General features: G+C 62.6%; 19 protein-coding genes and 1 riboswitch. Of the genes, 10 read left to right on the plus strand and 9 right to left on the minus strand.

All coding sequences use genetic code 11. From position 1 onward, the window contains the following. The first annotated feature begins 149 nt into the window (after positions 1–149). Positions 150–1079 (plus strand): GlxA family transcriptional regulator, encoded by a 930-nt coding sequence (locus tag KIP88_RS30430; protein ID WP_214491822.1) that lies wholly within the window; start codon positions 150–152, stop codon positions 1077–1079. Between the two features lie 13 nt (positions 1080–1092). On the opposite strand, the gene KIP88_RS30435 is transcribed toward KIP88_RS30430, so the two are convergent. From KIP88_RS30435 to KIP88_RS30465, 7 genes are read right to left on the minus strand one after another with little or no spacing between them, the layout of a single operon-like run. Then, a complete protein-coding gene (locus KIP88_RS30435; protein WP_214491823.1) occupies positions 1093–2511 on the minus strand; it encodes an aldehyde dehydrogenase family protein in 1419 nt (472 codons plus the stop codon). A gap of 48 nt (positions 2512–2559) precedes the next feature. Then, complete coding sequence (locus tag KIP88_RS30440; RefSeq protein WP_214491824.1) at positions 2560–3321, minus strand: SDR family NAD(P)-dependent oxidoreductase; 762 nt, start codon at positions 3319–3321, stop codon at positions 2560–2562. Between the two features lie 11 nt (positions 3322–3332). After that, positions 3333–4301: a tripartite tricarboxylate transporter substrate binding protein gene (locus tag KIP88_RS30445; protein ID WP_214491825.1), complete on the minus strand. Its 969-nt coding sequence runs from the start codon at positions 4299–4301 to the stop codon at positions 3333–3335. A gap of 42 nt (positions 4302–4343) precedes the next feature. Further along, positions 4344–5423: an alpha/beta fold hydrolase gene (locus tag KIP88_RS30450; protein WP_214491826.1), complete on the minus strand. Its 1080-nt coding sequence runs from the start codon at positions 5421–5423 to the stop codon at positions 4344–4346. 58 nt (positions 5424–5481) lie between these two features. After that, on the minus strand, positions 5482–6453 hold the full coding sequence (locus KIP88_RS30455; RefSeq protein ID WP_214491827.1) for a DUF6282 family protein: 972 nt from the start codon (positions 6451–6453) through the stop codon (positions 5482–5484). Positions 6454–6481: 28 nt separating this feature from the next. After that, the gene (locus KIP88_RS30460) at positions 6482–7414 is read right to left on the minus strand and encodes a hypothetical protein (protein ID WP_214491828.1); all 933 of its coding nucleotides are present in this window, start codon (positions 7412–7414) and stop codon (positions 6482–6484) included. Continuing rightward, positions 7398–8216 (minus strand): aldolase/citrate lyase family protein, encoded by an 819-nt coding sequence (locus KIP88_RS30465; protein ID WP_308163670.1) that lies wholly within the window; start codon positions 8214–8216, stop codon positions 7398–7400. The genes KIP88_RS30460 and KIP88_RS30465 overlap by 17 nt, the downstream gene beginning before the upstream one ends. Positions 8217–8351: 135 nt before the next feature. On the opposite strand from KIP88_RS30465, the gene KIP88_RS30470 reads away from it, so the two are divergent. The 4 genes from KIP88_RS30470 (at position 8352) to KIP88_RS30485 (ending at position 12198) form a co-directional block, all read left to right on the plus strand. Next, positions 8352–9131 carry a DNA-binding transcriptional regulator gene (locus KIP88_RS30470; protein ID WP_214491830.1) on the plus strand — a complete coding sequence of 260 codons (780 nt, stop codon included), beginning with the start codon at positions 8352–8354 and terminating at the stop codon, positions 9129–9131. Positions 9132–9338: 207 nt separating this feature from the next. Further along, a complete protein-coding gene (locus tag KIP88_RS30475; protein ID WP_214491831.1) occupies positions 9339–9971 on the plus strand; it encodes a TRAP transporter small permease in 633 nt (210 codons plus the stop codon). Further along, complete coding sequence (locus KIP88_RS30480) at positions 9887–11194, plus strand: TRAP transporter large permease (RefSeq protein ID WP_214491832.1); 1308 nt, start codon at positions 9887–9889, stop codon at positions 11192–11194. The genes KIP88_RS30475 and KIP88_RS30480 overlap by 85 nt, the downstream gene beginning before the upstream one ends. Before the next feature lie 41 nt (positions 11195–11235). Next, positions 11236–12198: a TRAP transporter substrate-binding protein gene (locus KIP88_RS30485; RefSeq protein ID WP_249791129.1), complete on the plus strand. Its 963-nt coding sequence runs from the start codon at positions 11236–11238 to the stop codon at positions 12196–12198. 87 nt (positions 12199–12285) lie between these two features. Here KIP88_RS30485 and KIP88_RS30490 read toward each other — a convergent pair whose 3' ends face one another. Beyond that, on the minus strand, positions 12286–13230 hold the full coding sequence (locus tag KIP88_RS30490) for a GTP-binding protein (RefSeq protein ID WP_214491833.1): 945 nt from the start codon (positions 13228–13230) through the stop codon (positions 12286–12288). 2 nt (positions 13231–13232) lie between these two features. Further along, complete coding sequence (locus tag KIP88_RS30495) at positions 13233–14723, minus strand: amidohydrolase family protein (RefSeq protein WP_214491853.1); 1491 nt, start codon at positions 14721–14723, stop codon at positions 13233–13235. 767 nt (positions 14724–15490) lie between these two features. On the opposite strand from KIP88_RS30495, the gene KIP88_RS30500 reads away from it, so the two are divergent. The 5 genes from KIP88_RS30500 (at position 15491) to KIP88_RS30520 (ending at position 22568) form a co-directional block, all read left to right on the plus strand. Next, positions 15491–16399 (plus strand): PaaI family thioesterase, encoded by a 909-nt coding sequence (locus tag KIP88_RS30500; protein WP_214491834.1) that lies wholly within the window; start codon positions 15491–15493, stop codon positions 16397–16399. Positions 16400–16477: 78 nt separating this feature from the next. Then, positions 16478–16834, plus strand: a complete 357-nt coding sequence (locus KIP88_RS30505; protein WP_214491835.1) for a YbaN family protein — start codon at positions 16478–16480, stop codon at positions 16832–16834. Positions 16835–17181: 347 nt separating this feature from the next. Further along, a riboswitch (cobalamin riboswitch) is annotated at positions 17182–17380 on the plus strand. 106 nt (positions 17381–17486) lie between these two features. Beyond that, on the plus strand, positions 17487–19760 hold the full coding sequence (locus KIP88_RS30510) for a TonB-dependent siderophore receptor (RefSeq protein ID WP_214491836.1): 2274 nt from the start codon (positions 17487–17489) through the stop codon (positions 19758–19760). Between the two features lie 2 nt (positions 19761–19762). Continuing rightward, on the plus strand, positions 19763–21208 hold the full coding sequence (locus tag KIP88_RS30515; RefSeq protein ID WP_214491837.1) for a PepSY domain-containing protein: 1446 nt from the start codon (positions 19763–19765) through the stop codon (positions 21206–21208). A gap of 184 nt (positions 21209–21392) precedes the next feature. Beyond that, positions 21393–22568 (plus strand): GGDEF domain-containing protein, encoded by a 1176-nt coding sequence (locus tag KIP88_RS30520; protein WP_214491838.1) that lies wholly within the window; start codon positions 21393–21395, stop codon positions 22566–22568. The last annotated feature ends 192 nt before the right edge of the window (positions 22569–22760 follow it).

The raw sequence follows: 22760 nt of genomic DNA on the forward strand, positions 1-22760 counted from the left end.
TTGTTGGTCGGTTGGTACTCAGACGGCGTCGACGCAGGCGTTGAAGGCGCCTGCGGACAAGCCACGGGGCTACGTTTTCACGCATATCGTTGCGATTTCGCGTTCCGCGGGCTAGTGTCAAAATTGACATTTATCGGGTATTTTTTGACATGACCAAAGTCGCGGTTGTCGAGATCGAGGGATGCATGGCCTCGAGCGCGGCCATCACCTACGACGTCATGGCAACCGCCAACCGGATCAGCGCTGCGAAGCGCGGTCTGCCATTCAAGGTTACGACGGTGCGTTGCGGATCCCGCCGCAGCAGCGTCGATCTGCGCGGAATCGAACTCGTCATCGTCCCCGGTCTTGGAACGGCGTCAGCAGACGAACTGGACACGAAGTTGAAGAGCCCGATGTGCCGGCGCGCGGTCGACATGCTGACGCGGGCGCACGCGACCGGTGCCATGCTCGCCGCGTCCTGCGCGAGCACCTTCCTGCTGGCGGAGGCGGGCTTGCTCGACGGCCGGCGGGCGACCACGACATGGTGGCTCGCGCCGCTGTTCCGGCAGCGCTATCCCACCGTCGAACTGCTGACGGAGCAGATGGTCGTCGCCGATTGGCCAATCGCGACCGGCGGCGCGGCCATGGCACAGATGGACCTGATGCTTGCTGTCGTCGGCCGCTTCGCCGGACCAAGCCTGGCGAGGGCCTGCGCCAACTATCTCCTGCTGGATGAGCGGCGTTCCCAGGCGCCATTCATGGCGATTACCTATCTGGCGAGCCAGGACCCCAGGATTGCCAAGGCCGAAAAATGGGTGCGCGACAACATCGCGCGCGACTTTGCGATCGAGGAGCTCGCTGAGGCCGTCGCGCTGGCGCCGCGGACTTTTGCCCGGCGTGTCTCGGCGACCTGCGGTGTTTCACCGATTCAGTTCGTGCAACGGATCAGGCTGGAGACCGCGCGATTTCTGCTTGAGACCACGCGCCTGTCGGTCGAGGAGATCGCACGGCAGGTCGGCTATGCGGAGCCTTCGACCCTTCGCCGGCTGATCCGGCGCGATACGAAACATCCGCCCGGACATTTCCGCCCCGCCGCCTGAGCGTCTCCCAGTCTCAGTAGCCCAGTATAGCCTTCACCTCGAGATACTCTTCAAATCCAAAAACCCCGAACTCACGCCCATTGCCGGACTGCTTGTAGCCACCAAAGGGCAGGCTGCGGTCGAACGGCGCGCCGTTGAGATAGACGCGCCCTGCGCGGATGCGGTTGGCGACGGCGCGAGCGCGGTTAACGTCGCTGGATTGCACGAAGCCCGCCAATCCAAACGGCGTGTCATTGGCGATCTCGATCGCCTCATCCTCGGTGTCGTAGCTCATGATCGACAGCACCGGGCCAAAAATCTCCTCGCGTGCGATCCTCATTTGCGGCGTCACGTCCCCGAACACGGTCGGACGAACATAGTATCCACGGTTGACTTCCGCCGGCCGCCCCGTTCCGCCAGCCACCAGCGTCGCCCCTTCGTCAACGCCGGACTGGATGAGATCCTGCACTTTCTCAAACTGCGCCTGGCTCACCAGCGGCCCCATGGTGGATGCCGGATCCAGCGGGTCGCCGAGGCGAATGGTATCGACAGCTTCGCGCGCGGCCGCAAATGCCGCGTCCCGCTGCGCGCGAGGGATGAGCATGCGCGTGGGAGACTGGCAGTTCTGGCCGGCGTTTGTGTAACAGGCGTGAACGCCTTGGACCACGGCGGTTTTCAGGTCGGCATCGGCAAGGATGATGTTTGCGGATTTGCCGCCCAATTCCTGCGCGACACGCTTGACCGTATCCGCCGCCAGCTTGGCCACCCTTACGCCGGCCGTTGTTGATCCGGTGAACGACACCATGTCGATCTCGGGGTGGGCGGCGATCGCCTCGCCCACCGTGGGTCCACAGCCGTTGACGAGATTGAAAACGCCCGGCGGGAGACCCGCGTCGTCGACGATCTCCGCAAACAACATCGCGCTGAGCGGCACGATCTCGCTGGGTTTCAGGACGACGGTGCAGCCGGTGGCGAGCGCCGGCGCGACCTTGGAGGCAACCTGGTTCAGCGGCCAGTTCCACGGCGTGATCAGTCCGCAGACACCGATCGGTTCGCGGCGGATGATACCGTTCCCCATCCGCTCCTCGAACTTGTAGTTCGCCAGCACGCGCGCGGCTTCCTCGAAATGAAACAGCGCAACTGTTGCCTGACGCTGGGTCGCAAACGTGATCGGCGCGCCCATCTCCAAGGTCATCATCCGCGCCAGTTCCGGCAGGCGCGCCCTGAAACCCTCGATGATCTTCTGAAGCCAGGACAGACGCGCTTCGACATCAGTCACGGAATATGTCGCGAAAGCGCGGCGAGCCGCCTTGACGGCCCTATCCACATCGGACCTCGAGCCCAGGCTGATCTGCGCGAATGTCTCTTCCGTCGCAGGGTTGACTATTCCAAGGGTTGACGGCGTGGCTGGATCGACCCAGGCGCCGTCGATGTAGAACTTCAATTTTTCCATTGTTTCCCGTCCACGGCGTTACGCCGCGCTAGCGTTTGCGGTGTGTTTCTAGAGGTGCCTGCCTTCATCTACCGGCACCACAATTCCCGTCGAGCTGGTCAGGTTGACGATGCAAGCCACCGCCGCCCTTGCGACATCGTCGGCGGTGGTGACGTGGGCCAGCGGAAGTCGTTCGGCAATCTTCTCCAGCGCTTCACGCGTTCGACCGGCGACAAATTCCGTATCCACGCCGGCCGGCGAAACGGAGAACACGCGGATTTTCGGCGCAAGCACTTTCGCGAGCGCGATCGTGAGCGCGTCGACGCCCGCTTTTGCAGCCAGATACGCTAGGCTGCTGCCGATCCCCGTACGCGCTGCGATCGATGAAATGTTCACGATCGCTGCCCCGCTGCCGCGCTCCAGCAAGGGACGGAAGGCGCGAACCATGGCGAATGGCCCGCGCAGATTGAGCGAAACGGTCCGGTCGAAGATATCGTCCGTCAATCCCTCAAGATCAGCGGCTGGCACAGGAGTGGTGGCGCCCCCGCAATTGACGAGAACATCGAGCCGTCCGTGCTGCTTATCCACCGCTGCTGCGGCCTCGGCGATCGAAACCGGATCATCGATCGCGATGCGCATGGCGAGATGGCCGCGGCCTTGCAAGCCCCCAACCACCTCTTCGGCCTGCGCGCGGCGACTGTTGTAGCCGACCACGACAGCAGAACCCATGGCGGCAAGGCGCGCCGCGGTCGCCTTGCCGATGCCGCTGTTGCCGCCCGTGACAAGCGCAACCTTCGGGGTCGACAGCGCAGGAATTTCAATGGCAGTCATTTACCGCGGCCTCACATCGTGATCTTTGCGGCCTCGATCACGGGACGCCATTTGGCGCGTTCGCCGTCGATGAACGCCTTCAGGTCTTCAGGAGAGCCGCCGACGCCTTGCAGCGAGTTTTGCTCGAGGATGGTCTTGCCCTTGTCGCTCCTGAGGAAGGCGTTCACCGCGTTGTTCACCTTGCTCACGATGTCAGGCGGCGTACCGGTAGGAGCTACGATCGCGTACCACGCGGTCGCCTCGAATTCCCTGAATCCCGCTTCCTGCACCGTCGGCACATCGGGCAGTTGCGCGACGCGCTGGCTCGTCGTCACCGCCAGCGCCCGGATCTTGCGGTCGGCCACCAGCGGCAGATAGGTCGGCATGAAATCCATGGCGACGTTGACTTGTCCCCCCAGAAGGTCCGTGATCAGTGGCGCCGAGCCGCGATAAGGCACATGCGTCATCTCCACGCCGGCAAACTGCTGGATCAGCGCCGAGGTGATGTGCCCGAGCGTTCCGTTACCGGGATGGCCGACATTGACCTTGCCGGGGTTCTGTTTGGCATAGGCAATCAGCTCGGGGAGTGTCTTCGCGGGAAAGTCTAACGTCGCCGTAATCATCATCGGAGACTTGGCGACGAGTATGACCGGCGTGAAATCCCGCTCGGAATCGTAAGCCAAGCCCTTGTACATGAACTTGTTGAGCGCGATCGGCGCCGGCGTCCCGAACAGCCACGTATGGCCGTCGGCAGCCGCCTTGGCGACCGCCGTCCCACCGAGATTGCCGCCCGCGCCCGCACGGTTTTCGACGATGAACTGCTTACCAAAATCTTCGCTCAGCGCGTGCGCAACGGCGCGCGCCAGTGTGTCGACGGCAGCGCCGGCCGGGAACGGCACCACCATGGTGACGGGGCGATTCGGCCAGTCCTGCGCGACGGCGTGGTGACACGGCGCAACGGCAAGTGCGAGGCCCAGGAGGCCGAAAGAGAGCAAGCGCATGTTTCCTCCGAATGTGTGCGGGACTCGCGTTGGAGCGAGCGCTTACTCTGCAGCAAACTTGTCCAGGCCCTTGCGGCCTAACCATTTGGATAATTCGTCCGCAACGGCTTCGTTATTGAGATCGGCAAAGGCAATGTGCGTGTTGCCGCGCAGCCCCGCATCTGACAGCAGCAAGACCTCGCAGTCGCCGCCGTGACGATTGACGATACCGCAGAAGGTCTTCGCCACTTCGACTGAGGTTTTCCAGATCGGGCGCGAGTCGGTGTAGTCGCCGAACACCATCTGTATCGGAAACTTCGTCAGCTTCTTGAACTCGGCCAGCGGCACGGAATTGGGACCATACGGCGCATCCGGCTTGGGCTCAGGCCCTTCGCCCTCCGGGAAGACGAAGCCCGGGGTTTCGTAGGCAACGATGCCCTTCATGTTGTCGCTCTTTGCCTTCAGCGCCGACAACAGCGCGCGCCAGCCGCCCGCGGAATTGGTGACGGCAATGACGGGGCCGATCTTGTCGATGGCCTGGCCGCCGGCCTCCGCCTGCAGCAATGCATTCTCGAGCGTATCGAACTCGTCGTAACGGGCGCGGGTCGCCTGGTTCCAGGCTTCCTTGTCGGCCGTCGGAAACTGAAGGCCCGGGTGCCAGTTGAGATAGGTCAGTCCGAAACGCCAGGCGGCAAAGTTGCGTTGATCGAAATAATCAGGCGTGTAGGCGATCGGCTCGCAGCTCCAGTTCGCGCGACCAACGCGCGGACCGTCCCACAGGTAAACAGGATATCCCTTGCGCAGGAAAATGCTCTTGTAGCCTTCGCCGCCGTCCCAGCGGTTTTCCCAAACCTTCGTGCTGGAACTGTGCCACATGATCAGGCCGACGCTGCGCCTTTTCGCCGGGATGAAGTATTCGACGTAACCATGGTCGCAGGAGAGCGTCTGGCTGGGGTCGCCGGGCTTGGTGACGACCTTGCCACCCACTTCATACGCGCCCGTTGATTCCAGGATGATCGGAGGCTTGGGTGGTTTGCGATCCCCTTCGGCGAACGCCGTGTTGCTTAGCCCGGCAAACAACAATGCCGCGGCAAACGGCTGCAACTGTTTCCAGCCTTTCAAATGGCTTCTACCGCAATTCATGATCAGCCTCCTCCCCAAATAATGCACGCCGCTTTTCGCGGTCTTTGCGCGCGTCTTGCTAGGCGGCGTCCTGGGTGGCCGACTGGCTCACCGGAAGATTCAGAAATTGTGCGGCGTTGTCGCTGATGAGCTTCCTGATCGCAGGGCGCGGCATCTGCAGATCTAGCAGGATCTGCGTGATGCTGCGGAAGCCATCGACCGGACGCTGCGAGCCCTGCAGCCCGAGGTCGGACGACAGGATCGTGTTGTCGACGCCGGCCACCTCGATCAGGTGCGCGAGATCATCCGGGCTGTACTTCAGGGATTTGCCTTCGATGAACATGCAGATCGAATGTTCCATCTTGACGCCGCGCGCGACGAGCTGACGGATATCCGTGTCGCTGCAGCCGACGATGTAGGTCGGATGGTTGACCATCATCTTCTTGACGCCGCGCCGCGCCGCCTCCTCGAACAGGATATGCAGTTCACTGGCCGGCAGGTGACCGCCGGCCAGGATGATATCAGCCTCGGCAATGAGATCGATGACCTTCCTGGTGTCGTCCGTGAGCTTGCCGTTGGCGTCGAGCGCCGAAAGCGGGATCGGATCGAGCATCTTTTGCGAGGTCTTTGGAAAGGTCGAATTTCCCTTCGCCATCGCTTCGATATGGTTCGCCGCCGACAGCGTCGGCATCCAGACGATCCTGGCGCCGAGCTTGATGGCGTGGTCGACGGCGTGCGGGTTGATGCCACCCGACGCATTGTTCAGAACAATGCCCGAGAACAGCTTCACATTGGTTTCGGGGAACAGCTTCTCCAAGAGGATCGCATGCGCCATGCCGGCATAGAAGTGATCCTTGTAGAGCACGGCACGGAATTTCGCTTCCGCCGCATCGAGCAGCTCCTCGTGATGATCGAGGATGCGCGGCATGGCCGCCGGACCGCTATGGCAGTGCAGATCGATCGCGCCGACCAGCAGCTCGGCGACCTCAGCCGCCCGCGACAGCGGCGGCAGCGGTACGGTGGTCGGGTAGGATGCTTGCTTGTCGGCCATGGTCGGGGCCCTTTCGGTTGAACGCGTATCAGGCAGCGGACTTGCCGGCGGGGTTTTGCGCGGGCATCGGATAATCGTCTTCGTTGAGCACCCAGCCCGGCTTGGCCGAAAAATCCATGCGTGGTGGGCAGAAGATGTCGACGAGAACGTTGAGCTTGGGATCGATGGCCTGCGAGGTGTGAATGGAGGGCGGCGGAATCACGGCGATGGAAGGCGATCCGCAGCTCTCGTGATCGTCGTTGCGCCACTGGGCCATGTCGGTCGTCCATGGCCAGCGCAGGTGATGAATGAAGGTGCCGGCCAGCGCCAGCGAGCATTGCTCGAAATCGTCATGGTGGTGCGGCGACATCTTGCCCGGATCGCGCGGGCCGTTTTTCGGCTCGAGGAAATTCACCATGAAGGTCGAGCAACGGAAGATCCGACCGAACCGGCCCGGCGTTGCCGCGACGTCGAGACTGTAGGTGCGGATCTTCGAGCCACCCACTGCCTCCGGCCACGGTTCGAACGGCGGCAAATTGGGATGCGGCGTCGCGTAAGACGCGGCGTTGGAGCACAGAATTGCGAGATCTTCCGATCGCGTCGTCACCATGCGCACCACCTTGGCAGCGCCCAGCAGCGTGACAGAGCTTGCGCCCGCCGGCACGAAACTGATGGAGTGACCGTTGACGACCTTGCGCTCGTTGCCCCACACGATCTCGGCGCCCGCGCCTGGATCGGGAAGCAGCACGACATATTCGTCGGGCTGGTCGGCTCGACTCAGCACCGCGCCTTTGTCGGCGTCGCTATAGGCGATGATGAAGTTCTGGCCGCGGGCGTACCAGGTGCGTGCGCCATTTTGATTTTCGGCCGGCGGCGTTTCGTAGAATTTCGCATACTCGGCGCCTGCGAAATGGGTGGCCGCGGGCTTTGCGCCGACTGGAGTGGCGGCGAGCGCTGCTCGGGGATCAGTGCTGTGATACATGTGTGCCATCCGTGGTTTGCACGAGGGTTCTGAAATCGGTGAGCGTTTGCGCCGCGGCCCGGCGCATCTGGCCCTGGTCCGACGAGATGATGAAGGCACTGGCGCCGAGGCCGGCGAAATCCTTGGCTTCCGCCGCGCTCGCGACCATCACGCAGACCGGCTTGGCGGCTTTCTTCGCCGCGGCAATGATCCGGACAACGGCGTCCTTCACCGACGCGTCCGCCGACGATTTGGCGCCAAGGGAGACGGTGAGATCGCCACGGCCGATGAAGAACCCGTGGATTCCGTCGACGGCGGCGATGGCGTCGATGTGATCGAGCGCTTCGGGATCCTCGATCATTGCGATCGCGCAGACCGATGCATCCTGTTCATCAACGAGGGTCCACATCGGCGTGCCGCCATAGGCGCCGGCGCGGGCCGAACCGGAATAGCCGCGCCGTCCACCGCGATATCGCGCGGCCGCCGCAACCGCACGCGCCTTCTCGACGGTTGCGACATGGGGCACCAGCACGCCGGCTGCGCCGCAGTCCAGGCAGGACAGGATCTTGGCCGGATCGTCCGATGACACCCGCACGATGCCGGCGAGGTTGCTGGCGCGCGCGGCCAGCAGCATGACATCGGTCATCGCGCGATCGATCGGCGCGTGCTCCTCGTCGATCACGACGAAATCATAGCCGAGCGCGCCGAATATCTCCGTCGCGTGCGTGGTGGGTGTCTTGATGAAGGAGCCGACGACGGTCTGCCGCGCCGAGAAGCGGCGGCGAAATGACGAAAAATGCGGCCTGACGACGTCTCCGGACACGGCTGTTCCTCCCGGCCATCTGCACAGGCCGCCTTCAGAAGGCAGACTCCGGCGTGGCGCTTGGTGAAAACCATTGCAGGGAGGGCGCCGGTCGGCCATAGCTATTCCGCCGCGTTCCACCAGGTGGAATTCTTGATGCCACTCAAATCCGACACCGTCGAAGCCGCCTCGCGCACCCTCCTGCTGCTGGAGGAGCTCAATCGCCATCGCGTCACCTCGATCGATCGTCTGCACAAGGCGACGGGGCTGCCGAAATCGACCGTGGTACGGTTGATGAAGTCGCTATGCGCGATGGGCTATGCCGCCAACGACCGGCGGCAGGGCGGCTACGCGGTCGCCTCGCGGGTCAAATCGCTGAGCAACGGCTTTCACGGCGATCCGCTGGTGGTCGAGGCCGCACGCCCGTGGGCGCTTGCCTTCACGCGACAATATCACTGGCCTATCGCCATCGCCGTCCTCGACAGGAGTTCGGTCGTGGTCCGCTTCAGCACCATTCCCGACAGCCCGGTCTCGCCATTTCACGGCACCCTCAACACGCACCTCAGCCTGCTCGGGCGGGCGCTGGGGCGCGCCTATCTGGCCTTCTGTCCGACGAGCGAACGGTCAATGCTGCTCGACATGCTGACACGATCGCAGGAGGCGGAAGACAAACTCGCCACCGAGCGAAAGCGGGCGCTGTCTTTGCTGGCCGCGATCCGCAAGCAAGGCTTCGCCGAACGCGACCCGATGGTCGAGCCGCGCTCGTCCGGCACGATCGCAGTTCCCATCATCGTCAACCAGCGCGTGCTGGCCACCGTCGGCATGACCTACTTCACGTCGGCGCTCGACCGCGCAGACATCGTCCAGCGCTACGTGCCTCCTGTGAAAGCCCTGGCCGACAACATCGCCGCAAGCGTCTCGTCACTGCAGCAATAGAGGTTACGCTTGACCGTATCCGTCGCGAGCTTGGCCTTGACGGCCCAGAGCAATTCCGAAACCCTGTCTCCTTCTTCTGGGGACTGATTTCGGTGCCCGCTTTCGCCCACGGAAAGGATCGATAGACTCTTTCCGGAAGCGGACGGTTATCGGAGGTGGCACCGCTATTGCTTGCAAGCAATAGGCGTGCGAGGGGAAGGACACAGTATGATCCGCGTGTTTCTCGATCGAATCTACCTTTTCTCCGGCTATCTCGCCGGACTTTTCCTCATTGCGATTTTTGTCCTCATGATGCTGCTGTCGGCCGGCCGGCCGCTCGGCATCAATATTCCGGCGGGCGATGATTTCATCTCCTGGTGCATGGCGGCAACGGCGTTCCTCGGGCTCGCGCACACGTTCAAACACGGCGAGATGATCCGCGTCGGCCTTCTGATCGATCGCCTCAACGATAACGTCCGCCATTATGTCGAGATCGCAGCGCTTCTCGTGGGCGTCGGCTTCATCGGCTTTTTCGCCTGGCACGCTTCGGTCATGACGTGGCAGTCGTGGAAGTTTTCCGACATTTCGCAAGGCGTCATCGCGGTACCGCTGTGGATTCCGCAACTCGGCTACAGCGGCGGCCTCGTGATTCTTTTCATCGCTTTTGTGGATGAACTAATTCATGTCCTGCGCGGCTTCTCGCCGCGCTACGAATTGCCGAAGCCGACGAGCGCCGAGGAAATCGTAGAACGCGCCATGCAGAGCGGGGGTCTGACATGGAGCTTCTCTCCATCGCCGCTATCCTGCTCGGATTTCTTGCGCTGCTGCTCGGTGCCGGCGTCTGGATCGGCGTCGCCTTGATGGCGACGGGATGGGCCGGCATGCAGTTCGCCGGCGGCGCCATTCCGGCGGGTAGTGTGCTTGCGACAACGGTGTGGGGCAACAGCGCGTCGTGGTCGCTCGCGGCTTTGCCACTCTTCATCTGGATGGGCGAAATCCTCTTCCGCACGCGCCTATCGGAGGAAATGTTTCGCGGATTTGCGCCCTGGCTGAACTGGCTGCCGGGCCGGCTCATGCACGTCAACGTGCTTGCCTGCGGCGTATTCGGTTCGGTGTCGGGATCATCAGCCGCGACCTGCGCCACGGTTGCCAAGATCGCCCTGCCGGAATTGAAGAAGCGCGGTTATGACGAGAACTTGAGCCTCGGCTCGCTGGCCGGTGCGGGCACGCTCGGCATTCTCATCCCGCCGTCGATCACCATGGTGGTCTACGCCGTGCAGGCGAACGTCTCCATCATTCAGGTTTTCCTCGCCGGATTTCTGCCGGGCCTGTTGGTGATGACGCTCTATTCCGGCTACATCGCGATCTGGTCGCTCGCCAATCCGACGCGCACACCGCCGGCCGATCCGCCGATGAGCCTTCGCAGGCGCATTTCAGAGTCGCTCAATCTCATTCCTTGCCTGCTGCTGATCGTTTTCGTCTTCCTGTCGCTCTTGATGGGCTGGGCGACGGCGACGGAATGCGCAGCCTGGGGCGTGTTGGGATCGCTCGCGATCGCATGGTGGCAGGGGGCGCTGACCTGGGAGTCCTTCTGGGCGAGCGTCATGGGCGCGACGCGGGTCAATTGCATGATCCTGCTGATCCTGGCGGGCGCTTCCTACATGGGCACGTCGATGGCCTATACCGGCATCCCGCTGGCGCTCGCGAACTGGGTGAACGGCCTCCAGCTCAGCCCCTACGCGCTGATCGCGGCGCTTACCGTCATGTACATCGTGCTCGGCACGGCCCTCGACGGCATCTCCATGATCGTGCTGACCACCGCCATCGTGATTCCGATGGTGAAGCAGGCCGGCTTCGATCTCATCTGGTTCGGCATTTTCCTGGTGCTGGTGGTGGAAATGGCGGAAGTCTCTCCGCCCGTCGGCTTCAATCTGTTCGTCCTGCAGACCATGAGCGGCAAGGATTCCAACACGGTCGCCAAGGCGGCCCTGCCATTCTTCTTTTTGCTAGTTCTGGCGGTTGCCATCATCACGGTCTTTCCTGCTATCGTGATGCTGCTGCCGCGGATAGCGTTCCCTGGCTAGAGAAAGGTATTGTCATGTTCAGGCTTATTAAAACGTGCGCTATGGCCGCCTGCGTGGCGGCGCTCGCCGTTCCCGCGCTTGTCGTTCCTGCGATGGCGCAGACCAAATGGAATCTTCCGGCGGCCTATCCGGCGGACAATCCGCATTCGGTGAACCTGATCGCGTTTGCCAAGGATGTCGGCGACGCCACCGGCGGCAAGCTGCAAATCACCGTGCATGCCGCCGCATCGCTCTTCAAGGCACCGGAGATCAAGCGCGCGGTCGCAACCGGACAGGCGCAGGCGGGCGAGGTTCTGATCTCGCTGCATGAGAACGAGGATCCGATGTTCGGCATCGATGTTGTCCCGTTCTTGTCGACGAGCTATCCGGCAGCCAAGAAACTATGGCTTGCCTCGAAACCCGCGATCGAAAAGAAGCTCGCATCGCAAGGTCTGATGCTCCTCTTCGCGGTGCCGTGGGGTCCGCAGGGCATTTATGCCAAGAAAGACCTTGCCACCGTTGAGGACATGAAGGGCCTGAAGTGGCGCGCCTACAATGTCGGTACCTCGCGCATCGCCGAGCTTGTCGGCGCGCAGCCTGTCACCATCCAGGCGGCTGAACTGCCGCAGGCGCTGGCCACCGGCGTTGTGAACGCGTTCATGACCTCAGGCTCGACCGGCTACGACAGCAAGTCCTGGGAAACCATGACGCATTTCTATGATACGCAGGCCTGGATTCCGAAGAACGTCACCTTCGTGAACAAGGCGGCCTTTGACGCGCTCGACAAGCCGACCCAGGACGCGATCCTCAAAGCGGCGGCGGTCGCCGAAGAACGTGGCTGGAAGCTCGCGGAAGAAAAGGCGAAGTGGTACCTCGAACAGCTTCAGGCCAACAAGATGAAGGTGCTGCCGCCACCTCCGGCGCTGAAGTCCGGCCTTGAGAAGATCGGGGAGCAGTTGACGGCCGATTGGCTCAAGAAGGCCGGCCCCGATGGTGAAGCCGTGATCGCCGCCTATAAAAAGTAGACGATCGTTGTTGCGCTTCAGTGGCGTCCGGCGTTCGATCGCCGGACGCGACAGTTTCGCAAGGGAAAGGCGATCGGCCCCCTCACCTCACCCGGCTTCGATGCACTCTTCCATGATCCCATTGATCTCGGCGGTCGAGAGGACCCCGATCTCGGCAATGAATACCATCCGTGCCCGCGGCACCCGGGCCGCCAGTGCCCCGGCCGCCGGCGCCCCACCCGGTGCCAGCGTCGCGCGCCCGCCGGCGAGCTGAAACACCATCAACCGCCCCGGCTGCTCCACCGTCTCGAACAATCCCTTCGCCCGGGCGAGCTTCGGCGCCAGCCGACCGATCGCCTGCTGCAACCGGGGGAGCGATACCGGCCGTTCCGATGTCCAGCTGAGCGCCTCGAACCGATCAGCCGCCGGCCGTCGCGGCCCTACCTCGCGCGGCGCCGGCATGAGGTCCACGTCCGCGGGGAACAGCAGCGCTGCGGGGACTTCGCCATGCAGAGCATCGACCACCACCGCCGCCGGACGCAGCGCCCGGACGGCCTCGCGCAGCTGTGCGCCCGCCGCCGCGTCCACCAGGTCCACCATGCTCAGCGCCACCACATCGGCCGTCCGCAGCTGTGAGCGCCGCAACGCATCGTTCAACGCCTCCAGCGTTGTCGTCGCGTCCACCACGCACAGCACCGTTTCCAGCGGCGCCTCCCGCCAGATCAGGGGATCCATCAGGTTGCGCACGATATCCGAGGGATCGGCGACCCCGCTGGTTTCGATCACGATGAACTCCGGCCGCGGATCACGCCGCAGCAGGGCGGCGAGCGTGCGCAGCAGATCGCCTTCCAGCGAGCAACAGATGCAGCCATTGCTCAGGCTGACCACCCCATCGCTGGCGCCCGCGATAAGCTCCGCATCGATGTTGATGGCGCCGAAATCGTTGACCACGGCGGCGATCCGCCGCCCCTCCGCATGCGCCAGCAGGTGGTTCACGACCGTGGTCTTGCCCGCCCCGAGGAAGCCGGTCACCAGCAGGATCGGGACCGGCACGATCAGCCCTCAATAACAGGCCGGCGCACCGGCTGGCCGGGCCGCGCCGCCACATCCAGCACGCCATCTGATATCAGCGGCTGGCCGCTGACCACCAGATGCCGCACGCCCTCTGCCGGGCGGTTCATCGCCGAGAAAGTCGCCCGGTCGGTCAGATCATCGAAATCGAACACGACAATGTCGGCGTCCGCGCCCGGCTCCAGCCTTCCCTTGGTACGCATGGCGGGCGTGCTGCGGGAAAGGATCTCCGCCGGGATCAGGGCGCATTTGCGGACGCCTTCCAGCAGCGACACCGCCTGGCGCTCCCGCACCCACTCGCGGATGAAACGGGTGAAGCAACCCGCCGAACGCGGATGCGAGGTGGCGTCATCCGGCAGCGGCCAGGCGTCGCCGGTGTAAGCGCTGCCGTCCGACAGCGTCCAGGGCATCGCGTCGGAGGCGATCGCGCCGCCGGGATACAGCACCGAGATGTCCAGGAGGTCACGATGGTGCGGATTGTTCTCCGTATCCAGGATATGCCACAGCACCAGCGTGGAGGGCTCCTCCGCCTGCGCCGCCAGCAATTCCTTGCGGTCGCGGAAGCGCCGCCCGTCGGTCACGCGCTGCACCGAATCGTAGCCCAGCCCATTGCGCGCCTCGAACTCCGGATCGCTGAAGAAGGCCGCCGCCAGCACGGTCGAACCGGTGCCGTACGGATAGGCCTCCACCGTGATCGGCAGGCCCTGCGCCTGCGCCTTGGCCACCAGCACGGCGCAACGCTCCACATCCGTCTTGCTGGAAGAGTTGAAGTGGCAGATGTGCATGTGGGCGCCGGTGGCGCCGGCATAGCCGATCAGGCGGATATAGGCCTCGGCGGCGCTTTCCGGGTCGATGCGGGACATGTAGGCGACGTGGGTGAAGGTCGCGACATCATGCGCCGCCGCCAGTTGGCACACCGCGGTCAGCTCCTGGACGCCAGCGCCCGGGGCATAGGCGTTGAGAATGCCGATGCCAATGCCGCCCTCATTCAGTCCGCCTGCAAGGCGGTCAAGGATGCCGGCCACCTCCGTGTCGCTGGCCACGTTGTCGATCCAGCGGCGATCGCGCATGGCATTGCCGAACGCCTCCAGCGAGCTTTCCGCGTTGGAGCCGGTCATCGCGCCGATCCGCGCAAAGGCCCAGTTGGCGGCGGCGCCGTAATTCAGCACGCGTCCCTTGGCGGCCTGGCGCCGATACCAGGATGCGACCGGCAATACGCCCGCCTCGAGGTCGAGCGTCGTCGTCACCCCGTCGAACGCCTGCATGCGGTCGGCCGGGAGCGACTGGCCGTGCGCGTGCAGGTCGATGAAGCCGGGCGCCACCACCAACCCGGTCGCGTCGATCACCCGTTCGGCGCTGCCGAGCCCGGTGCCGACAGCGGAAATCCGGCCATCCAGCACCGCCACATCGCCAATGGCGTCCATCCCGCTTGCCGGATCCACCACCCGGCCGCCACTGATCACCAAGCCACCCATATCGCCACTCCCAACGCAAAAACTTCGGTCCGGCAAAGCCGGCAGCAGCCCGTAGGCCACCTCGGCCATGTCTGGGCCGTCTCGACTTCAATAGAGGCAGATTTTCGGACCGACTACCACCTCCGCTGACGCTGACGCAGCATGCGTATTGCTCCACACCTCTGGCATTCACCGCGAAGCTATCCCCTTCAGATCGATCGCCGATATTTGCGACATCGCCTAACGGGAAGATTCGGGAAGCGGCCCACAGCGGGAATAACTGTAACTCGGTTACCACATCGGCGAGTTCAGTGTTGCTGTGTTGGCCGCGCTACAGACTCTTCGGCAAACATCGGTAAGTGTGCCTGCGGGGTAGTTAAAGCGGCGCGGTCGGTGCGGACTCGTCGAGGGCCACGGGGATTAACCTCTACGAGTCCGCACGCTCCATTTTTTGAGCGCACGCACGACGATTTATAAATTCTTAGAGAGCGGAGAGATTGAAATGCGCAAACGTCCCGCTACGGCTACTTCGGCTGATTTCAACGTCGTCAAAGCGTATTTCGAGCTGAAGAGATTGCGAGAAGACGTTGAGTTCATCGAGAGATCATCGAGACCGCCCTCAAGCCAAGCGACGGTAGCGGGTCGCGATAGATCCAAGGGTGACGATCGCATTCAAGAAGCTTTGCGGTCTTAGCGCAGATCTTCGGACCGACAACCACCCCCGGCGATGCCGGCACCGCATGCGTATTGCTGCACAATTCATCCCGGCGGCATGCTAAACTGCCGGCATGTCTGAAATCTCGACAGATCAGGGCCAGCCGCTGCCGTTCGACAAACTGGCGAAGGCGATCGCGGAGCGCCGGTCGCTCTATGGCCGCGCCAGCGGACTTCGCATCGATCGCGCCGAGCGCGGCGAGGCCTGGTCCAGCCTGCCCTACCAATCCATTTTCGTCGGCGACATGGAGTCCGGCGTCGTCCATGGCGGCGTGGTCACCGCCATGCTGGACGAAAGCTGCGGCATGGCGGTGCAGCTGGCGCTCGACGGCAACCGCGCGATCGCGACGCTTGATCTGCGCATAGATTACCAGAAGCCGGCCAAGCCGGGCCTCGACATCAAAGCGCATTCGATCTGCTACCACGTCACGCGTTCGATCGCCTTCGTGCGCTCGACCGCCTATCAGGAGACCGAGCAGGATCCTGTCGCGACCGCCGCGGCCTGCTTCATGATCGGCGCCAACCGCACGAACATGCTGCAGGACAGGGAAGCGTATGAAGTGCCGGTCCTCGACGCGCCCGAAGACAACTCAGGTCCATTCGCCAAAAGCCCGTTCGCACGCTGCCTCGGGATCCGCATCGCCGAAGACGGCGTGCTGCACATGCCCTTCTCGCCGAAGATCATCGGCAATCCGGTGCTGCCCGCCATCCACGGCGGCATCACCGGCGCCTTCCTGGAGACCACTGCGATTGTCGGTGTGGCGCACGAACTCGGCATTGCATCGCCGCCAAAACCAATCGGTCTGACCATCAACTATTTGCGTTCGGGACGTGCCCTCGACAGCTTCGCAAATGTCTCGATCGTCCGGCAAGGCCAGCGCATCGTCGCCTTCCAGGCGCAGGCCTGGCAGGACGATGCATCAAAGCCGATCGCGACCGCGTTCGGGCATTTCAAGTTGAGGCACGGAGCGGACAAGGATTAGGGGAGACGCTCACCTGCCAATTCCCTGGATATCTGTCGCTGAAACTACCAGCCCTCGCTTGCATGATGGTTGCGGCTGATGCGTCGCCTTTACCTTGTTCTCGGCTTTTTCTTCGTCGCCCTCGGCTTTGTTGGGGCATTCTTGCCGGTGCTCCCGACGACACCGTTCCTCATTCTCGCCACGGCCTGCTTCGCACGATCGTCTCCGCGGCTCGAAAACTGGCTTCTCTCCCACCCTCACTTCGGGCCGGCGCTGCGAGACTGGCGAGAGCGTGGCGCAATTCCATTCAGAGCGAAACTGCTGGCCCTCGCCGGCATCATCGCCGGGTTCCTGCTGTTCTGGATCGGAAGCGCGCCCGGCCCGATCCTGATGGCAAGCGTCGGCACATTCATGCTTGTGGGTCTGGTCTACGTCTTCACCAGACCGTCGGCTTGACGGCGCCGTGCGAGACCCCCTTGGAAGGTGCGCGCTCTCAAAATATCGAAAACAACCCCATGCAAAGTAGCAGGCCACCATCGGCATCCGACAAAGCAACTTGACGCGTCGGGCAAATCAGGGGCATTTTTCCATTATTCCGAAATCCTGTACGCGTCCGTCGCCCCGCAGCAGCGGGCGCGTCCGTCGCGATTACAGCCGAAGAGTCCTCACCCACAATTGGAATTGCACCGGACCGCGGCGGCGAACGATCGCCTGCGCGGCAGGGTCGTATCGCCGAGCATTTGAATCGGATGGACATCACCGTCCTCGACGAGCTCGGCTAGTTGACAGCCCATTTCAAATAAACCTAGGGTGAATACGACGGTTCTCCTTCGGGAGATCAAAAGGGAATACGGTGCGGGGGATCTCCTTCAACGCCGTGGCTGCCCCCGCAACTGTAAGCGGCGAGCCTTCGCCAAACGCCACTGGGCCTGCAGGCCTGGGAAGGCGGCGACAGGCAACGACCCGCGAGCCAGGAGACCTGCCGTCAGTCGTGGTCACACGCGAGCACATTGGGCGGGGTGTCCTGGTGGGTGTTGAGCCGTCTTCTTCTTGAGGCAGCGGCCAAACTGCGTTCGCGGTGACGTGCCACGTTATCGCGAGTATATTGATGACCTCCCGTACAATCTTCGCGCCGCGGCATCGCCGCGCGTTTCTCAGTTCTGTTGCCTTCTCCTGCCTTGTTTTGTCGACCGATGGCTGGACACAATCTGAAAGGCCGAGCCATACGCTCTCCCCCGTGGTGGTGCAGCCGTCGGCAACGCCGCCGAATGCCCGCAGCACCCGACGCGGCACTGCCGCGCGCGCCGCGCGTTCACGCCAGCAGCGCAACGAGGCTGCCAACACCGGTTCACCGGTTGCCACGCCGACAGGTCCTGCCTTCGCCGCACCGACGCTCAACCTCACCGGCGCCAGCACGGCCGGCAGCCGGATCGGCCTAACGCGACTGCAGACGCCGGCCAGCGTGGAGGTGATCTCGGCTGAAACCATCGCCGAGCGCGGCCAGCAGAATATCCTCGACGCGGTGACACAGAACGCCACCGGCTTCACCGCGAGCCCGGCACCAGGAAATGGCGGCGTCTCGTTCAATACCCGCGGCTTCACCGGCCTCGGGTCCGTGATGACGTTGTATGACGGCACCCAGCTCTATATCGGCGCCGGCACGGTGACCTTTCCGTTCGACACCTGGTCGACCGAGCGTATCGAGGTGCTGCGCGGCCCCGCGTCGGTGATGTATGGCGCCGGCGCGGTCGGCGGCGCTATCAACGTGGTTTCGAAACTGCCGTTGTGGGTCCCGCGCAACCAGGCCGAGGTCTCGCTGGACAGCAACATGACGCGCCGAATTGCGGTGGACAGCGGCGGTCCGGTCAGCAAGGACGTCGCTTACCGGATCACCGCCACCGGCAATATGTCGGACGGATGGGTCGATCGCGACAACACTTCAAATGTCGCACTTCATGCCGTGGTCCAGATCAAGCAGAACGAGGACGTCACCTGGACGCTGTCTTCAGATTACGGGGACCGCAACCCATCGCGCTACTTCGGCACGCCGTTGATCAACGGCAAGCTCGATCAATCGCTACGCTTCACGAACTACAACGTCAGCGACAGCCACATCCGCTACCAGGACAGTTGGAACCAGGTGAAGACCGAATGGCAGGTCGCGGACGGCATCTCGATCCAGAACACGCTTTACTACTTAAACTCCAAGCGGCACTGGAAGGACGTCGAAAGCTACGCCTATAATCCCGCGACAGGCCTGATCAACCGCAGCAGTTATATCGAGATCTTTCACGATCAGCAGCAGTTCGGCAACCGTATGGACGCGAAATTCCGCGGGCACGTTTTTGGCATGCCCAACGAGTTCCTCGCTGGCTTCGACGTCAACAGCATCAATTTTACCCATACCAACAATTCGCCCTATGGCGGCTCGTCGTCCGTCAATCCGTTCAACTTCGCTCCAGGCATATTCAACAGTCCAAACCCCACGGTTCCCGGCTTTGGCAGCGTAACCAATCAGTACGCGCTATTCGCCGAAAACAGGCTGTCGGTCACCGAGCAACTATCCTTGATCGCCGGCATCCGTCAGGATGAGCCGACAATCACGCGCACCGACTATGTCACACCTGGCAACAGCTTCGAAAAGTCGTTCTCCTCGACAACCTGGCGCGCGGGTGCGGTCTATACGCCCGTCAAGGATCTCGCTTTCTATGGCCAGTATTCCACCGCGGTCGATCCGGTCGGAGGGCTCATCTCGCTGTCCGCCGCAAACAAGAATTTCGACCTGGCAACCGGCAAGCAGGTCGAGATCGGCGTCAAGCAATCGTTCTGGGGCGGTCGCGGCGAATGGACGCTGGCCGGCTATGAGATCGTGAAGAACAACCTGCTTGCACGCGATCCCAATACTCCGTCACTGACCGTCCAGGTCGGCCAGCAATCGTCGCGCGGTGTCGAAGCATCGGTCGGCCTCGTGCTCGACTATGGTTGGCGAATCGATGCCAACACTGCTTTCCTGCGCGCGAAATACGACGACTTCGTTCAGGCGGTCGGCAGCAGAAGCGTGAACTATGCCGGCAACGTTCCTGTCAATGTGCCGCAGAACGTCTCCAATATCTGGGCGACCTGGGCCTTTGCACCGAACTGGTCGGCCAACGCGGGCGTACAGATCGTCGGCAGGACCTATGCGGACAATGCCAACACAGTGACACGCCCGGCTTACAACATTGTCAATGCCGGTGTGCAGTGGAAGCCCGATCTCAACACCACCGTGTCGTTCCGCATCTACAATCTTTTCGATGAGGTCTACACGACATCGGGCGGCACCACTCAGTGGCTGCTCGGCATGCCGCGCACTGCGCAGCTCGCGGTCAACGTGAAGTTCTGAGCGTGGCAGGCGCCCTGAAACGAACACTCCGGCGGTGGCTGTATATCGGCCACCGCTGCGTCGGCATCGTCACCTGCCTGTTTTTCGCCATGTGGTTCATTTCCGGCGTGGTGATGATGTATGTCGCTTTTCCCGGCCTTTCCGACAAGGAGAGGCTGGCAGCGCTCCCTGATATTCAATGGCAGAAGGTGGCGTTGTCGCCGGACGACGCGATGAAGACGGCAGGTGCCACGCGCTATCCGCGCGATCTCCGGCTTTCCATGCTGGCCGATGAGCCGGTGTATCGGATAACCGCCTGGGACGGCAAACGGCAGGCGGTCTCTGCAGCCGATGGCCGCGTCATCACCAGCGTTTCCGAACAGCAGGCGCTCGCGATCGCGCAACACCATCCCGCGAGTAGATCACCGCAACTCGAAGAAATCATCGATCGCGACCAATGGAGCGTAACTGCCCGTTACGATCCGCTGCGACCGCTTTACCTCATTACGCTCGGCGACAATGCCGGTACCAAGCTCTATGTCTCCTCGCGCTCCGGCGAGATCGCGCTCGACACCAACCACACCGAACGCGTCTGGAATTGGCTCGGCTCGATCCCGCACTGGATCTATCCGACCGTGCTGCGCAAGGATGGACCGCTGTGGCGGCTGGTGGTGCTTTGGATCTCCGGTATCTGCCTGATCGTCGGCGTCACCGGCATCTGGATCGGCATCCTGCGCGTGCGGCTGAAGCAGCGCTATGCGAGCGGCAGGATCACGCCATATCGTGGCTGGATGGCATGGCACCACGTCGCCGGGCTGATCGCCGGCATCTTCGTGCTGACCTGGATGTTCTCCGGTTGGCTTTCGCTCAATCCCGGCGAATATTTCGCAGGCCGCAATACGACGCGCGAGGTGCTGCAACGCTATGCCGGCCATGATGCACCGACCATTGCGACGAAGCTGCCAACGCCGCAGTCCGCCGCGGTCGAAGCGCGCTTTGTCTGGCTCGATGGCAGCCCGATGATTATCGCCGCATCGCGTGATGGCACACAGAGACCGCTGGATGTGACGTCGGGCGAATTGGCAGCACTCCCGCAGGATCGCCTCTGGACTGCCGCAACAAAACTGCTGCCGCAAGCTCGCGTCGCGGAGCGGTTAACCCTCAGAGAATACGACGCTTACTGGTATGCACATCATCACGACCGCGAATTGCCCGTGTTGCGTGCGGTGTTTGATGATGACGCGAAAACGTGGTTTCACATCAGCCCGGTCACCGGCGACATCATTGGCCGCGTGGACAGCAGCCGGCGCACATATCGCTGGCTATTCAACGCACTGCACAGTTTCGATTTTCAACTGCTGCTGATCTATCGCCCGGCTTGGGACATTGTGGTGTGGCTGCTGTCGATCCTCGGGACCATCGTCTCGTTGAGCGGTATCGTTATCGGCTGGCGCTATCTGCGCGGTTGAAGCAAATCCGCTTCGCCGCAGGTGCCCGTTCGGTCTTGCCAATCAGAAAGCTGCCGAAGGCCGTTGCCTGGCGTTATGGTTACCAAATTCGTGACAAACACCATCGAACATTCATCTATCCCCGCATGGGATGGCAATCGAATTGCATTAGAGAGGCTCTCGGAGAAGAACGGGAGCTTCCGGGATGTTGGACATCGGAACCGCCTACATCGTGACAGCGTACGCGCTGCTTGGCCTGGCCTTATTGCAAATCAGCGCCCTCGCAACGCGTCTGTTGTCCAGTTCCTGGCTCGGCTGGTGGGCGGCCAGCAATCTGCTCTTGGGCATCGGCACGCTCCTCGTTGGGCTGCAGACGCACATTCCTACTTGGCTTTCGATCCACTCGGCTAATGCCCTCACGCTCTTTGGATACCTCACCCTTCTGGCGAGCATTCGCAGCTTCGCGGGCAAGCCCGTTCGCTGGCAATGGATGGCGCTTGTTGGCACAGCATTATCGGCGGCATTGGTCGTCGCTTTCCCTGAACCGAATCAGTTCGCGGCGCGAATCGCGTTGCTGTGCCTGGTTTTCGCGTGCTGCGACGGACTGATTATCCGGGAAGGCCGAGATCTCTGGCGGCGCGAGCAACTGACGTCGGCAAAGCTGCTTGCCGTCCTGTTCGCAATCAGCAGCGCGCTGTTGATGCTCCGTTCCGGTCTCGCAGCCACCGGGAATATCGGATCACGACTGCTCGCGGCCGGCAGCGACGTCAGCCATTGGCTGGTCATGTTCGGCGTTATTTTTGTGACGCTGCGGGGCATTGTGCTGCTTTTCATGCTAGCCGAGCGTAACCAGAATGCGCTGCAGATGCTTGCCTGGTCCGATCCTCTGACGGGTGCGCTGAACCGGGCGGGCTTGGCGAACGCCTTTGCCGCGACGGTTCGGACGATGCGCCGAACCCCTGAAGCGGTGTTGTCGCTCATTCTCATCGATCTCGATCACTTCAAGGCGATCAACGACACGCGCGGTCATGCGGCCGGCGATGCCGTGCTGAAGGGATTGGTGGAAGCGATGCGCACTTGTCTACCTGAAGCAACGATCGGTCGATGCGGCGGCGATGAATTCGCCGTGCTCTTGAAAAGCAGCACTCCCGCTCAACTGCGGTCTTGCACTCAACACCTTCGCGAGACATTTGCCGCCCACGCGAGGCGTCACCCGCTGACATCCGGCATATCCGCGACCTTGAGCATTGGGATCGCCCGATGCTCCGTTCAATCAGCGAAGCTGGATCATCTGGTTGCCGCGGCGGATAAGGCCCTCTACGAGTCGAAGTCCCGCGGTCGTGACTGCGTCAGCTTCGCATCTCTCGAAATAGCCGCTTAACAGCGGCGGACGCCGGATTGGGGCTGGCGGCAGCGCGCCGTTGCCCGAGGGACGGACGTGATCGTCCGCTGATACGGTCTGCGGCGAGCAATCAGTCGTTCGAGAACATCTCGCTCCCGAAGCAGCGCTGCGTCTGACAGTGTCGCAGTGGATCGCAGAAAATCGCAGCCTGGCGCGCCGCTCAGAATGAAC

This window comes from Bradyrhizobium sp. SRL28 (assembly GCF_018596315.1).
Taxonomy (GTDB): domain Bacteria; phylum Pseudomonadota; class Alphaproteobacteria; order Rhizobiales; family Xanthobacteraceae; genus Bradyrhizobium.

Excerpts from the sequence above, each read along its gene's own strand:
- KIP88_RS30440 (WP_214491824.1), bottom strand. The coding sequence starts at position 3,321 with ATGACTGCCATTGAAATTCCTGCGCTGTCGACCCCGAAGGTTGCGCTT.
- KIP88_RS30475 (WP_214491831.1), top strand. The coding sequence starts at position 9,339 with ATGATCCGCGTGTTTCTCGATCGAATCTACCTTTTCTCCGGCTATCTC.
- KIP88_RS30495 (WP_214491853.1), bottom strand. The coding sequence starts at position 14,723 with ATGGGTGGCTTGGTGATCAGTGGCGGCCGGGTGGTGGATCCGGCAAGC.
- KIP88_RS30470 (WP_214491830.1), top strand. The coding sequence starts at position 8,352 with ATGCCACTCAAATCCGACACCGTCGAAGCCGCCTCGCGCACCCTCCTG.
- KIP88_RS30510 (WP_214491836.1), top strand. The coding sequence starts at position 17,487 with ATGACCTCCCGTACAATCTTCGCGCCGCGGCATCGCCGCGCGTTTCTC.
- KIP88_RS30460 (WP_214491828.1), bottom strand. The coding sequence starts at position 7,414 with ATGTATCACAGCACTGATCCCCGAGCAGCGCTCGCCGCCACTCCAGTC.
- KIP88_RS30520 (WP_214491838.1), top strand. The coding sequence starts at position 21,393 with ATGTTGGACATCGGAACCGCCTACATCGTGACAGCGTACGCGCTGCTT.
- KIP88_RS30500 (WP_214491834.1), top strand. The coding sequence starts at position 15,491 with ATGTCTGAAATCTCGACAGATCAGGGCCAGCCGCTGCCGTTCGACAAA.
- KIP88_RS30480 (WP_214491832.1), top strand. The coding sequence starts at position 9,887 with ATGGAGCTTCTCTCCATCGCCGCTATCCTGCTCGGATTTCTTGCGCTG.
- KIP88_RS30450 (WP_214491826.1), bottom strand. The coding sequence starts at position 5,423 with ATGAATTGCGGTAGAAGCCATTTGAAAGGCTGGAAACAGTTGCAGCCG.
- KIP88_RS30505 (WP_214491835.1), top strand. The coding sequence starts at position 16,478 with ATGCGTCGCCTTTACCTTGTTCTCGGCTTTTTCTTCGTCGCCCTCGGC.
- KIP88_RS30455 (WP_214491827.1), bottom strand. The coding sequence starts at position 6,453 with ATGGCCGACAAGCAAGCATCCTACCCGACCACCGTACCGCTGCCGCCG.
- KIP88_RS30485 (WP_249791129.1), top strand. The coding sequence starts at position 11,236 with ATGGCCGCCTGCGTGGCGGCGCTCGCCGTTCCCGCGCTTGTCGTTCCT.
- KIP88_RS30445 (WP_214491825.1), bottom strand. The coding sequence starts at position 4,301 with ATGCGCTTGCTCTCTTTCGGCCTCCTGGGCCTCGCACTTGCCGTTGCG.
- KIP88_RS30435 (WP_214491823.1), bottom strand. The coding sequence starts at position 2,511 with ATGGAAAAATTGAAGTTCTACATCGACGGCGCCTGGGTCGATCCAGCC.
- KIP88_RS30430 (WP_214491822.1), top strand. The coding sequence starts at position 150 with ATGACCAAAGTCGCGGTTGTCGAGATCGAGGGATGCATGGCCTCGAGC.